Here is a 12681-nt window from a genome sequence, read left to right as displayed (position 1 = left end):
CGGCGTGTGCAACCACACCTCTTGTTGTCGGTTGGCCCGCCCCCGCGGGGGGGGGGGGGGGGGGGGGGGGGGGGGCGGCGCCGGGGGGGGCCGCCCGGGGGGGGCCCCCCCCCCGGCGGCCCCCCCCCCCGACTTGGACCGGTCGGTTCCGGTCAGTGTCCGAAGACGATCGCCAGGTGCTTCTTGCTCGAGTTGCTTTCGCTCAGCAGGTCGTGCGACATGAAGAGCCTGCCGTTCGCGTACCTGAGGTTCTTCAGGTCGAAGGAGAACTCGCGCTCGGCCTCCATCACGGAGCGGTCGGACGGGTTGTCCAGCAGGACCGTCTGCTTGAGGGAGCCGCCGTCGATGCTGACGATCTGGCCGCCCTTGTCGTACGGCGGGGTCTTGTAGACGATCAGGTTTCCGCCGTCCATCTGCAGCGGGTACATCGAGTAGCGCTCGCCGGCGTCGATGCGGTCCGAGGTCGGCTTGCCGGTGGCGAGGTCGAAGGAGACGATCTCGTTGGTGCGGCCGGTGTCGGCGGAGCCGCGGTGCTCCAGGGTCGGCAGGTAGACCTTGTTGTTGCCGACGGCGATCTGCGCGCAGTTCTCGATGTCGTCGAAGTCGCAGTCCGGGTCGTACTTCTCGCCGTCGACCGGGATGCGGGCGAGCTGCTTGCCGGTCTTGGCGTCCACCGAGAAGATGTCGGACATCCCGGAGGTGCCCTCGGCGGAGTCGTTGACGTCGGCGGAGACGACCAGCGGGTTCACCGAGAGCACGTTGGCCTTGTCGGAGCCCGTGGGCATCGTGAAGGTGCTCAGCGGGTTGCCGTCGGCCGGGTTCAGCGTCTGGACGAGGATCTTCGGGGAGTCGTACTCACCGCAGTAGCGGAGCGCGACCAGGCCCTTGGGGCCACCCGCGTATCCCTTGTCCTTGCAGTTGTCACCGGTGGGCTTGGGGCTCCACAGCTCCTTGCCGGTGAGGTCGAACGCGCCACCGCCGTAGAGGGTGGCGGCGGCGACCGTGTTGCCGCTGATGGTGACGTTCTCCATCCGGGCGGGGCGGTCGCCGTTCATGAACTGCTTCTGCCAGAGCAGCTTGCCGCCGACCAGGTCGATCAGGCCGACCTGGTCGCACTGCGCGACCTTCATGTCCGGCTTCTTGGCGCTCTCGAAGAGGATGGCGCCCTTGGTGTTGTCGGCGGTGTTCCAGCGGGAGCTGCCGCAGACCGCGCCCGGGAGGTCGATCTTCCAGAGCTGGGTGCCCTTGTCGATGTCGTACCCGACGACGCTCTTGAGGTGCGGCTTCGCGTACACCTTGTCGGTGATCCAGGAGCCCTTGAACGAGGTCAGGTCCTTGACCGCCGGAATCGGGATCTGGAACTTCACCTTGGACGCCGCGTTGCCCGGGACCTGCTCCTTGCCGGGGCCGTCCGGGGCCTTGGGGGCGGCCGGGTCCTCCTTGCCGCCGCTCTTGCCGCCCTCGGCGGTGCCCGTGGTGCCGCCCGCGGTCTCCTGCGGGTCGTCGCCGCTGGTCGCCTTGTAGACGACGGCGCCGCCGACGATCAGTACGAGTGCCACCACTGCCGCGATGATGATCTTGAGCTGGGTGGTCAGACCGCCACCGCCGCCGTTCGGCGCGGGCGGCGGGGTGGGCGCCTGGGGCGGGTACATGCCGTACGCCGTGGGCTGCTGGCTCGGGTCGCCCTGGCCGCCCGGGTAGCCGTACGGCTGCTGGCCGCCCGGGGGCGGCGGCGTCTGGGCGGAGTGCATGGGCTGGGTGGGCGGCTGGCCCGGGTAGCCGTACCCGGCGGCCGGGGGCGGCGGGGTCTGCGGGGCCTGGGGAGCCTGCGGCGGCTGGCCGGGGGCCTGCGGGTAGCCGTAGCCCGGCTGCTGGCCGGGGGGCGGCGGGGTGGGGGCACCGAACCCGGGCGCGGGCGCAGTGGGCGCGCCGAAGCCGGGGGCGGTGGGGGTCGGGGCCTGGGCCGGAGGCTGGGGGGCCTGGGGAGCCTGCGGGGCCTGGGGGGCCTGGTCCGAGGTGGGGCCGGGCTCCGGGTTCTTGGCGAAGGGCGAGGGAGCGGGGGCTCCGTCACCCTTCGGGGGTTCGTTGGGCGGCGGCTGAGTCATCGGGTTCTACCTCTGGGGGTGGGAACGGTTGGCTGGGCGGTGCATCAAGTTGTTGGGGGGGAGGTGCGCCCCTTCAGGGGCGCGGGGGCCGTGTCGCTGTGCGGTGTGAAGGCCACGCGCCCTTCAGGGGCGCGGGGAACTGCGCGAGCAAGCCTCCACTCACCCGCGCGTGCGCACTGGCCCCTGGCGGGCCCGCCACCGGGGTCCGGGGCGGAGCCCCGGTTTCGGGAAGGGGCGGGGTGGGGTGAGGCCCCGCGCAGCGGCCACTCCGGTACGGAGCCGGGGCCGGGCGGGGCCGGAGGGTTCGGCTCCGCCGGGGGCCGCCCCCTTGCCCGCCCGTCCCGCCCCCGGGGGGCGGCCCCGCCGCCCAAGGGGGCGGGGGCAAGAGGCGCGGCCCCGCCGCCCAGGGGGCTCGGGTGGGCGGCCCCGCTGCCCGAGGGCGGCGGGGCCATGGGTTAGTTGCCGAAGGCGAGGAGGGTCTTGGGCTGTTCGTCGTCCTTGCCGGAGACCCGGTCCGGCGCCAGGAAGAGCCGCCCGCCCTCGTACGAGATCCGCTTCGAGTAGAAGGAGTTCTCCAGGCTGGCCACCGTCTGCGGGTTCTTCAGCACCGATGCCGGGCTGCCTCCCGCCGCGGCAACCTTCACGATCTCGCCGGCCTTCTCGTACGTCGGCTCGGCGTAGGAGAAGACGCTGCCGCCCTCGGTCTTGATCGGCAGCAGGGTGCGGCCTTCGAGCTTCGAGACCCACTTGCGCTTGCCGGTGTTGACGTCGTACGCCCGGATCTCGTTGGAGCGGCCCGCGCCGATGCCGGTGGACTCCGCCTTGCTCGCCACGTACAGCGTGGTCGCGTCGGCGGTGACGCCGGTGCAGCCCTGCAGCGCGCGGTCCAGGATGAGCCAGCCGCACTGCGGGGAGGGGAGCTCGCCCGTCATCTGGGCGGCGGGGGTGCCGTTGGCCTTGAAGAAGGAGACGTTGCCCGCCTTCTTCTCCTTGTTCTCCATGTAGAGGACCAGCGGCTCGACGGAGAAGACCCGCTTGACCTCCCAGCCCGCAGGAACCTTCCAGCCCCACTTGCCCTTGCCGGTCGTCGGGTCGACCTCGCGGACCTGCCCGGTGGCGTCCTTGCCGGTACCGCAGTCGTCGACCGCGATCAGCTTGGTGCCGTTGGACGCGAACGCGTCCGCACCGCACGCGCCGAACTTCAGGTCGCCGAACAGCTTCGAACCGTCGCTGACCCGGAAGGCGCTCACGACACCCATGCGCGCGATGGTGACCGTGTCACCGGCGACCACGAACTCCGGGCTGGTGAGGATGTCGAAGAGGTTCTCCTGCGGGACCTCCTTGCGCCAGCCGGCCTTGCCCGCCTTCAGGTCGACCTGCTGCATCTGGTTGCACTTGGCCTTCTCGGTGTTGTTGTCCTCCACACCGATGACGACCTTGTCGCCCGTGCCCTTCTGCTGGGGCGCCCCGCACACCTTGTTCGGGAACTGCAGCTCCCAGCGCTTCTTGCCGTCCGCGGCCCCGTACGCCGTCATCGTCCTGTAGTACGTCTGGATGACGGTGTCGCCGACGAACCAGGTCGGCATCACCTTGCCGCCGTCCCTCGGCAGGTCGACCGCGTTGACGTGGGTCCACAGGACCTTGGCCTCGCCGGGCTTGCGGCCCGCGTTGAGGTCGGTGCCGGCGTCGCGGCCCGGGGTGTCGCCGCCGGGGCCGCTGCCGTCGCCCCGGTCGGGGGTGGCGCTGCCGCTCGGCTGGGAGGTGCTGGTCGGCTTGGCGACCGGCTCCGGCTCGTCGTCGCCCGACACCAGGTAGATGCCGCCCGCGATCACGATCAGCGCGGCGACGGCCGCGCCGATGATGAGCATCATCTTCTGCTTCTGCGGACCGCCCCCGCCGGGAGCGGGGGGCACCGGGGCGCCGGGGTAGGTCGGCTGGCCCTGCTGCGGGTAGCCGTAACCGGGCGGCGGCGGGGTGCCGGGCTGTCCCGGGTAGCCGTAGCCACCGGGCTGGGTCGGCTGTGCGTACGGATTGTCGGCGGCGGGCGGCGGCCCCTGCGGGTAGCCGTAGCCCGGCTGTCCCGGGGGCGGCGTGCCCGGCATCTGCGGCGGACCCGGCGGCGGCTGCGGTGCTCCGGGAGGCGGACCCTGCGGAACCCCGCCCTGCGGGTTCTGCGGGTCCTGCGGGGCGCCGTAGCCCCCCTGCGGCGGCTGGTTGGGCGGCTGAGACATCAGCACATACCTCTTCACACGGGTGGTCCGCTGCCCGTTCGGTCTCCCCCGCGATTCCGGACGGCGTTACCTCCGGAAAGGAGCGAATCGGACTTGGATCCCGCAGATCTACGTCAGTCGAGCGGGGCTTCTTTCTATCACTGGAGTCACCTCGAACAAGGGGCCGGTCCTCCCCTGTTCCCAAGGGAGGACCGGCCCGTGATGCGCTCGTTATGAGCCCTCTACGCCTTCTCTACTTCCGCGACGGCGACAGACGTGGCCCCCCGTGCCCCACGGGCGCGCAGCCCGTGACGACGCCGTGGCGGCCGTCCGGCTCAGGCGTCCTCGGCCAGTTCGAGCCAGCGCATCTCCAACTCGTCGCGCTCCTCGACCAGTTTGCGCAGTTCGGCGTCGAGCTCGGCGACCTTGGCGAAGTCCGTGGCGTTCTCGGCGATCTGCGCGTGCAGATTCGTCTCCCGGTCGGACATCTTCGCGAGCTGGCGTTCGATCTTCTGGAGTTCCTTCTTCGCGGCCCGTACGTCGCCCGAGGACTTCTCCGGCTTGGCGGCGGGGGCGGCGACGGGCGCCGCGGCGACGGCGGAGGCGATCACCTTCTGGCGGCGCTCCAGGTACTCGTCGAGGCCGCGCGGCAGGTTGCGCAGCGTGGCGTCGCCGAGGAGCGCGAACACCTTGTCGGTGGTGCGCTCGATGAAGAACCGGTCGTGCGAGATGACCACCATCGAGCCCGGCCAGCCGTCGAGCAGGTCTTCGAGCTGGGTGAGGGTCTCGATGTCGAGGTCGTTGGTCGGCTCGTCGAGGAAGAGCACGTTCGGCTCGTCCATCAGCAGGCGGAGGATCTGGAGCCGGCGGCGCTCACCGCCGGAGAGGTCGCCGACCGGGGTCCACTGCTTCTCCTTGGTGAACCCGAACTGCTCGCACAGCTGGCCCGCGGTCATCTCGCGGCCCTTGCCGAGGTCGACCCGGTCGCGGACCTTCTGCACCGCCTCCAGCACGCGGAGGTTCGGGTCGAGTTCACCGACCTCCTGGGAGAGGTAGGCCAGCTTGACGGTCTTGCCGACGACGATCTTCCCGGCGGCGGGCTGTACGTCGCCCTGGGTGCGGGCGGCCTCCGCCAGTGCCCGCAGGAGCGAGGTCTTGCCCGCGCCGTTGACGCCGACGAGGCCCACGCGGTCGCCGGGGCCGAGCTGCCAGGTGAGGTGCTTGAGCAGCACCTTGGGTCCGGCCTGGACCGTCACGTCCTCCAGGTCGAAGACGGTCTTGCCGAGCCGGGCGTTGGCGAACTTCATCAGCTCGGAGGTGTCGCGCGGCGGCGGTACGTCGGCGATCAGCTCGTTGGCCGCCTCGATGCGGTACCGCGGCTTGGAGGTACGGGCCGGGGCGCCGCGGCGCAGCCAGGCCAGCTCCTTGCGCATCAGGTTCTGCCGCTTGGCCTCCTCGGTGGCGGCGATGCGCTCGCGCTCGGCACGGGCGAAGACGTAGTCGCTGTAGCCGCCCTCGTACTCGTGCACCGCGCCGCGCTGCACGTCCCACATGCGGGTGCACACCTGGTCGAGGAACCAGCGGTCGTGGGTGACGCAGACGAGGGCCGAGCGGCGGGACTGGAGGTGCCCGGCGAGCCAGCTGATGCCTTCCACGTCGAGGTGGTTGGTGGGCTCGTCGAGGACGATCAGGTCCTGGTCGGCGATGAGTAGCTTGGCGAGCGCGATGCGGCGGCGCTCACCGCCGGAGAGGGGGCCGATGACGGTGTCGAGGCCCTGTCCGAAGCCGGGCAGGTCGAGGCCGCCGAACAGGCCGGTGAGCACGTCGCGGATCTTCGCGCTGCCCGCCCACTCGTGGTCCGCCATGTCGCCGATGACCTCGTGGCGGACGGTGGCGGCGGGGTCGAGCGAGTCGTGCTGCGTGAGGACGCCGAGGCGCAGGCCGCCGACGTGGGTGACGCGGCCGGAGTCGGCCTCCTCCAGCTGGGCGAGCATCCGGATGAGGGTGGTCTTGCCGTCGCCGTTGCGGCCCACGACGCCGATCCGGTCCCCCTCCGAGACGCCGAGGGAGACGCCGTCGAGCAGGGCACGGGTGCCGTACACCTTGCTGACTGCCTCGACATTGACCAGGTTGACGGCCATGAGTGGGTGCTCCAGGGGGCGGGGGACGAATAGACCTCCCAGCGTAGTCGGAGGTGGGTGGGACGGGGGACGGCGGGCGCCCGGGGTACGGGCAGGGGTCCGGTGCGGGGGTGCCGGCGGCGGCTCGCGCGGGTTCCCGCGCCCGTGGAGGGGCGTGGGAACCCGCGCGGCCGGCTCAGGAGTGCCGGCCGTCGGCCCGGCGGCGCCGTACCGCGAAGGCCGTGCCCGCGGCGGCCACCGCCACCGCACCGCCGATCGCCGCCAGCATCCCCGGCGAGCCGCCCCGCCCGCTCTCCTCGGCACCCGCCTTGACGGCCCCCGACGGTGTGGAGGTCATCCCGGGCCCGGTCGGCCCGTCCGTGCGCGTACCGGCACCGGCACTGGCGCCGGTACGGGTGTCCGGGGCGGCACTGGTGTCCGGGGCCGCACTCGTACTCGCGGACGCCGAGGCCGGGGAGGAGGCGGAAGCCGGGGAAGAGGCTGACGCGGACTCGGACGCCGGTGCGCTCGGTTCCGCCGACGGCGACTCGCTCCCGTCCGGGACCGGGACCGGCGCCGCCGCCCCCAGCATCCTGCCGTCGGGCGCGACCAGCCCCCACACCTTTCCGTCCGGTCCCTTGATCCCGTTGCCCTTGGTGTCGCCCGGCTTCGCGTCGTCCTTGAAGTAGTAGAGCGGCTTCTCGTCGAGGACGACCTGCTTCGTCCTGCCGTCGCTGCCCGCGAGGTCGATCTGGTTGGTCTCGGCGGTGACGTCCGCGGACTTCGTCGGGTAGCCGGTGGCGGCGGGCCAGTTGGCGGCACAGTCGCCGGTGCAGTGGGACTCGTCCTTGGTGTCGCCCGCCCAGGCGTACAGCGCGTTGCCGTTCCTGTCGGCCAGCGCCTTGCCCTCCGAGGTGTCGATGACGGTCAGTTCCACCGGGTCGGTCGGGGTGTCGAGCGCCGCCGCGACACCGCCGCCGAGGGCGAACAGCAGCGTGGTGGCCGCGGCGGCGGCCGATATCCGCGACACGTGGCGGGAGGTGCGGTGCGGTGCGTGGTGCATGGGCTTCGTCCTGCCTCGGGTCGGTGCCACAGGTACACGCACCAGCAGAACCCCGTACCCCACCCACGGCTTGCCGGGTACGGCCGTACGGGGGAGGAGGCACCGCCTGCCGGTGCCCGCGGCCCGCTCACTCCCCGGGCCACCCCGCCAGCGCCACGTGCAGCGCCTCCACGATCCGGCCCCACGACTCCGGCACCCCGCGCGCCGCCGCGAACCCGCCCGCCGCCTCCAGCTGGGCGAAGCCGTGGAAGGTGGCCCGCAGGAGACGGACCGCGTCGGTCGCCGCCGGCTCGGTGAGGCCGTAGCCGCGCAGGACCGCGTACGTCGTCTCCGCGCACCGGCCGGGACCGGTCGCTCCCGTGCGCGCGACCTGCTCCGGGTCCACCCTCACCTGGGTGGCCGCGTACCGCCCCGGGCGTTCGCGGGCGAAGTCGCGGTACGCGTCGGCGTACGCGAGCAGCGCGTCCCGGCCCGCCCGGCCCGCCACCGCCGCCTCGACCCGGTCCGCGAACTCGCCCGCCGCCAGCAGGGCCACCCGTACCCGCAGGTCCTCCAGGCCCCGTACGTGCGAGTACAGGCTCGCGTCCTTCACGCCGAGGCCGCGGGCCACCGCCGACACCGTCAGCCGCTCGAACCCCACCTCGTCGGCGAGGTCCGCCGCCGCCCGCACCACGCGTTCAGCGGTCAGCCCGACCTTCGCTGCCACGCCGCACCACCTTCCCTCCCCCGGCCGTACCGGCCTTGCTCCTAAACCGATTATTCATTTGCCTAGGCCACCTAGGCAGCCGTACCGTCGCTTCCATGAGGGAAGCCACCGAAAACGACATCAGGTCGTCGTTCGTCAACTGTTCCAAGGGCGAGGCCAAGCGGCTGCCCCTGCCCCGCGACCTGGCGGAGCGGCCCTGGGCGGACCTGGACTTCATGGGCTGGCGGGACCTGTCGGCGCCCGACCGCAGCTATCTGGTCACCGAGGACCCGGCCGACGGCAGGCTGTTCGGCGTGACCTTCCGCTTCCCGTCCCGGCAGCGCGGGTTCCTGCACCGCAGCATGTGCGCGGTCTGTCTGACCACGCACCCCGGCAACGGCGTGTCCCTGATGACCGCCCCCAAGGCGGGCCTGGCCGGCCGCCAGGGCAACTCGGTGGGCCTCTACATGTGCACCGACATGGCCTGCTCGCTGTACGTGCGCGGCAAGAAGCTGCCGGAGCCGGGCGGCCGGTTCGAGGAGTCGCTCACCGTGGAGCAGCAGATCGAGCGGACCCGCACCAACCTCTTCTCGTTCCTGGCGAAGCTGACCGACTAGCGGCCGACCGGGCCGGCAGTCGGAGTTCCGGGACCGGCGGGTCCAGGAACGGCAGGTCAGGAAGCGGCCTCGGGGCCCGGAACGGTCGCGCCCAGAACGGTCGCGCCCGGGGCCGGTGCCTCGGCGGGCCGGGCCGCCACGCACGTGCCCGACGCCAGCAGCGCGTCCGCGACCCGTCGCGCCGCCTCCGCGTCCTTGACGAGGAACGCCGTCGTCGGCCCCGACCCGGAGACCAGCGCCGCCAGCGCCCCCGCCTCCGTGCCCGCGGCCAGCGTCGCGGCCAGGGAGGGGCGCAGCGACAGCGCGGCGGCCTGGAGGTCGTTGCTCAGCGCGGCGGCCAGCGCCGTCGCGTCGCCGGTGCGCAGGGCCGCCAGGAGCGTGTCGGAGGCGGCCGGCTCCGGTACGTCCGTACCCGCGGTGAGCCGGTCGAACTCGCCGTACACCGCGGGCGTCGACAGACCGCCGTCCGCGACCGCGAACACCCAGTGGAACGTGCCGCCGACCTCCAACGGGGTCAGCTGCTCGCCCCGCCCCACGCCGAGCGCCGCCCCGCCCACCAGGCTGAACGGCACGTCGCTGCCCAGCTCCGCGCAGATCTCCAGGAGCCGTTCCCGCGGGGTGCGGGTGCCCCACAGCGCGTCGCAGGCCAGCAGCGCGCCGGCCGCGTCCGCGCTGCCGCCCGCCATGCCGCCCGCGACGGGGATGTCCTTGGCGATGTGGAGGTGGACGTCGGGGGCCAGGCCGTGGAGTGCGGCGAGGGCGACCGCCGCACGGGCCGCCAGGTTCGTGGCGTCCAGCGGGACCTGGTCGGCGCCGGGTCCCGTGCAGGTGACGCGCAGCGCGTCGGCGGGGGTGGCGGTCACCTCGTCGTACAGGCCGACGGCGAGGAAGACGTTGGCCAGCGGGTGGAACCCGTCGGGGCGCGGCGCCCCGACCGCGAGCTGCACGTTGACCTTGGCGGGGACCCGGACGGTGACCCCCGTGTGCCCGGTGGCGCTCATGCCTTGGCCTCCGCGATCCGCGCGAACTCCTCCACCGTCAGCGCCTCGCCCCTGGCCTGCGGCGAGATGCCCGCCGCGACCAGTGCCGCCTCGGCGGCCGGGGCCGAGCCCGCCCAGCCCGCGAGGGCGGCCCGCAGCGTCTTGCGGCGCTGCGCGAAGGCGGCGTCGACGACGGCGAACACCTCCTGCCGGGTGGCGGTGGTGCGCACCGGTTCGGCGCGCTTCACGAGGGAGACCAGGCCGGAGTCGACGTTGGGCGCGGGCCAGAAGACGTTGCGGCCGATGGACCCGGCGCGCTTCACCTCGGCGTACCAGTTGGCCTTGACGGAGGGCACGCCGTACACCTTGTTGCCGGGCTTCGCGGCGAGCCGGTCGGCCACCTCGGCCTGGACCATGACGAGGGTGCGCTCGATGGTCGGGAACCGCTCCAGCATGTGCAGGAGCACCGGGACGGCGACGTTGTACGGGAGGTTGGCGACCAGCGCGGTCGGGTCGGCCGGGAGCTCGTCGACCTGCATCGCGTCCGAGTGGACGAGGGAGAACCGGTCGGCCCTGCCGGGCATCCGCGCCTGGATGGTGGCGGGCAGCGCGGCGGCGAGCACGTCGTCGATCTCGACGGCGACCAGCCGGTCCGCCGTCTCCAGCAGCGCCAGCGTCAGCGACCCGAGCCCGGGGCCGACCTCCACGACGACGTCGTCCGCGCGCACCTCGGCCGTGCGCACGATGCGCCGGACGGTGTTGGCGTCGATGACGAAGTTCTGGCCGCGCTGCTTGGTGGGGCGTACGCCCAGGGCGGCGGCCAGCTCACGGATGTCGGCGGGACCGAGGAGGGAGTGCGGCGCCTGCTCGGCGAAAGGTTCAGAGGTGCTCACCGCTCAAGCCTACGGTCCCCCACCCCACCCAAGCCCCCTTGGTCCACCGGGCCACCCCCACCCGAGCCCCTTGGGCAACCGGGCCGCCCCCGCCCGAGCCCCCTTGGGCGGCGGGGCCGCCCCCCGGGGGCGGAACGGGCGGGCAAGGGGGCGGCCCCCGGCGGAGCCGCACGAACCCGCCCCGGACGCCCCCGGCCCCGTACCCCGACCCCGCCCCACCCCCTACAGCTTCTTCCCGCAGTGCGGCCAAGGACTGGCCCCCCTCTGCACATAAAGCTTCTTCGCCCGAAAAGTCTGCTCCGAAGCCGGCGCCTCGTGCGCCGCCCCCGACCCGCCCAGCGACTGCCACGTCTGCCGGTCGAACTGGTAGAGCCCGCCGTACGTCCCCGTCGGGTCCGTCGCCCCCGGCCGTCCCCCGGACTCGCACTGCGCGAGCCCCTCCCAGTTCAGGTGGTCCGCGCCCTCGACCGCCGTCGGCATCGGCTTCGTACCGACCTTGACCACCTGGTCGACCGGCTCGCGCGCGATCTCCTCGGAGTACCTCTTGGGCTTCTGCTTCACCCCGTTGACGGTGCGCAGCACGTAGGTGACCCGGCGCGCGCCCTTCACGCCCGGCCGGACGACCTCCTCCGTCCCCTTGAAGACGGTCGGGTCGTCCTTGCGGATCACCCGGAAGTCGATCGGTTCCTCGACCACCTCCCGGGACCCGGTGATCCGCATGACGGTCACCGTCTGCCCGTCGCGCGGGAAGCTCTCCAGCGGTACGGAGGTGGTGTCCTGGTTGGCGAGCGAGATCCCGGCCTCCTCGACCGCCTCCCCCACGGTGGCCGCGTTGGTGCGGATGGTGCGCTCGCGGCCGTCGGCCATCACCGTCAGGGTGCGCTCGGTGCGCACGTCCAGCGCAAGGCCCCTTCGGGAGATCGGCGAGGAGCGGGAGGCGGAGAGGTACGCGCCCTCCGCGCGCACCCCGAGCTGGCGCAGGGCGCCCTCGACGGTCTGGGCGGTGGTCCACACCTGGCGGCGTTCGCCGTCGAGGTTGAGCGTGACGGGGCGGCCGTAGCGGACCACCACCTCGTCGCCGCTGGCCAGGGTCTGGCCGCGGCCCGGGGCCACCAGGTCGTGCTCGCCGACGGCCACGCCCTCCTTCTCCAGGAGTTCGGTGACGTCGTCGGCGAAGGTGTGCAGGGTGCGCGGGGCGCCGTCGACGATCAGCTCGATCGACTTGTCGTTGGCGACGAACGCGGAGGTGCCGCCCGCGAGGAACGCCACCACCAGCGCCTGCGGCACCAGCTTGCGCAGGGTGTCCGGCCGCTCGCTCCCGCCGCCGCTGCCCGCCGGGGCCCCCTTGCGGCGGCGCGCGGCCCGGCGTCCGTCGGCACGTCCTTCGGCCCGTGCGCCGGCCCGCCCGCCGGCCCGGCCGCCCGCACCCGCGGCCCCGTGGGCGTCCGAAGCCCCGGCGTCCGCTGTCCGCTCCGCGTCCTCGTGCTCGTGCTCGTCCGGATCGGCCCCCGGGGCAACGCCGGTCCGGGAGTCCGGGTGCGCGTCCGGGCCGCCGCCCGGAGCGGCGCCGCCGAGGTCGGGTTCCGAGGCCGGGCCCGGAATGCCACCCGGATGGTCCTGCGCCCAGGTCCCGCCCCCGTGCGGCGACCCCTCGTAGCCGTACGCCGACCCGTAGGCCCCGTACGCGTCCGCCGTCCCTGGGTTCTCGTACGAATCGCGGCCCTCGTACGTCCCGTAGGACGGCTGGTACGTGTCGTACGGCGGGTGCGCCGACCCGTACGGGGCGTCCCCGTACGACTCGCCGTACGGCGCTTCCCCGTACTGCTCCCCGTAGGACAGCGCACCACTTTGCGTATTGCTCACGTCGCTCCCGGTCCGCCCGACCGGCGGGCCGGAGAGGTCCGGGCCGCCTTGCTGCGGGCCGGGACACTAGCGGAGCGGCCGTCACTCTCCAAAGCGGCGCAACTACGCAGGGTTGCTCGACGAACCTCCGTACGAACCCGGGACG

Annotated in this window: 9 protein-coding genes; 1 reads left to right on the top strand and 8 read right to left on the bottom strand. The window is 73.2% G+C overall.

The window, feature by feature from the left end; translation table 11 throughout:
* Positions 1 to 152: 152 nt before the first annotated feature.
* The 5 genes from ACFYVL_RS11385 to ACFYVL_RS11365 form a co-directional block, all read right to left on the bottom strand.
* Positions 153 to 2105, bottom strand: a complete 1953-nt coding sequence (locus ACFYVL_RS11385; protein WP_389243191.1) for a PQQ-binding-like beta-propeller repeat protein — start codon at positions 2103 to 2105, stop codon at positions 153 to 155.
* A 455-nt stretch (positions 2106 to 2560) separates the two neighbouring features.
* The gene (locus ACFYVL_RS11380) at positions 2561 to 4336 is read right to left on the bottom strand and encodes a PQQ-binding-like beta-propeller repeat protein (protein ID WP_389243189.1); all 1776 of its coding nucleotides are present in this window, start codon (positions 4334 to 4336) and stop codon (positions 2561 to 2563) included.
* Positions 4337 to 4650: 314 nt separating this feature from the next.
* Positions 4651 to 6456 carry an ABC-F family ATP-binding cassette domain-containing protein gene (locus ACFYVL_RS11375; protein ID WP_389243187.1) on the bottom strand — a complete coding sequence of 602 codons (1806 nt, stop codon included), beginning with the start codon at positions 6454 to 6456 and terminating at the stop codon, positions 4651 to 4653.
* Positions 6457 to 6631: 175 nt separating this feature from the next.
* Complete coding sequence (locus tag ACFYVL_RS11370) at positions 6632 to 7498, bottom strand: hypothetical protein (protein WP_389243185.1); 867 nt, start codon at positions 7496 to 7498, stop codon at positions 6632 to 6634.
* A 127-nt stretch (positions 7499 to 7625) separates the two neighbouring features.
* On the bottom strand, positions 7626 to 8204 hold the full coding sequence (locus ACFYVL_RS11365) for a TetR/AcrR family transcriptional regulator (protein WP_389243183.1): 579 nt from the start codon (positions 8202 to 8204) through the stop codon (positions 7626 to 7628).
* A gap of 95 nt (positions 8205 to 8299) precedes the next feature.
* Here ACFYVL_RS11365 and ACFYVL_RS11360 point away from each other — a divergent pair, with 95 nt between their 5' ends.
* A complete protein-coding gene (locus ACFYVL_RS11360; RefSeq protein WP_389243181.1) occupies positions 8300 to 8800 on the top strand; it encodes an FBP domain-containing protein in 501 nt (166 codons plus the stop codon).
* 56 nt (positions 8801 to 8856) lie between these two features.
* On the opposite strand, the gene ACFYVL_RS11355 is transcribed toward ACFYVL_RS11360, so the two are convergent.
* The 3 genes from ACFYVL_RS11355 to ACFYVL_RS11345 form a co-directional block, all read right to left on the bottom strand.
* Entirely contained in the window at positions 8857 to 9801 is a 945-nt protein-coding gene (locus ACFYVL_RS11355) for a 4-(cytidine 5'-diphospho)-2-C-methyl-D-erythritol kinase (protein ID WP_389243179.1), read from the bottom strand.
* The gene (rsmA, locus tag ACFYVL_RS11350) at positions 9798 to 10673 is read right to left on the bottom strand and encodes a 16S rRNA (adenine(1518)-N(6)/adenine(1519)-N(6))-dimethyltransferase RsmA (protein WP_389243178.1); all 876 of its coding nucleotides are present in this window, start codon (positions 10671 to 10673) and stop codon (positions 9798 to 9800) included. Before rsmA ends, ACFYVL_RS11355 begins: the two co-directional genes overlap by 4 nt.
* Before the next feature lie 222 nt (positions 10674 to 10895).
* Positions 10896 to 12536, bottom strand: coding sequence for a ubiquitin-like domain-containing protein (locus ACFYVL_RS11345; protein WP_389243176.1), 1641 nt, complete (start codon positions 12534 to 12536; stop codon positions 10896 to 10898).
* Between the last annotated feature and the right edge of the window lie 145 nt (positions 12537 to 12681).

It is taken from the genome of Streptomyces sp. NPDC004111 (genome assembly GCF_042874215.1).
In the GTDB taxonomy this organism is placed as follows: domain Bacteria; phylum Actinomycetota; class Actinomycetes; order Streptomycetales; family Streptomycetaceae; genus Streptomyces.
Note: the sequence above shows the minus strand (reverse complement) of the source record. Positions and strands in the feature narration are given on the sequence as shown.

What these genes read in the sequence shown, in the direction of transcription:
- ACFYVL_RS11385 (WP_389243191.1), bottom strand. Translation starts at nt 2,105, where the DNA reads ATGACTCAGCCGCCGCCCAACGAACCCCCGAAGGGTGACGGAGCCCCC.
- ACFYVL_RS11380 (WP_389243189.1), bottom strand. Translation starts at nt 4,336, where the DNA reads ATGTCTCAGCCGCCCAACCAGCCGCCGCAGGGGGGCTACGGCGCCCCG.
- ACFYVL_RS11375 (WP_389243187.1), bottom strand. Translation starts at nt 6,456, where the DNA reads ATGGCCGTCAACCTGGTCAATGTCGAGGCAGTCAGCAAGGTGTACGGC.
- ACFYVL_RS11370 (WP_389243185.1), bottom strand. Translation starts at nt 7,498, where the DNA reads ATGCACCACGCACCGCACCGCACCTCCCGCCACGTGTCGCGGATATCG.
- ACFYVL_RS11360 (WP_389243181.1), top strand. Translation starts at nt 8,300, where the DNA reads ATGAGGGAAGCCACCGAAAACGACATCAGGTCGTCGTTCGTCAACTGT.
- ACFYVL_RS11355 (WP_389243179.1), bottom strand. Translation starts at nt 9,801, where the DNA reads ATGAGCGCCACCGGGCACACGGGGGTCACCGTCCGGGTCCCCGCCAAG.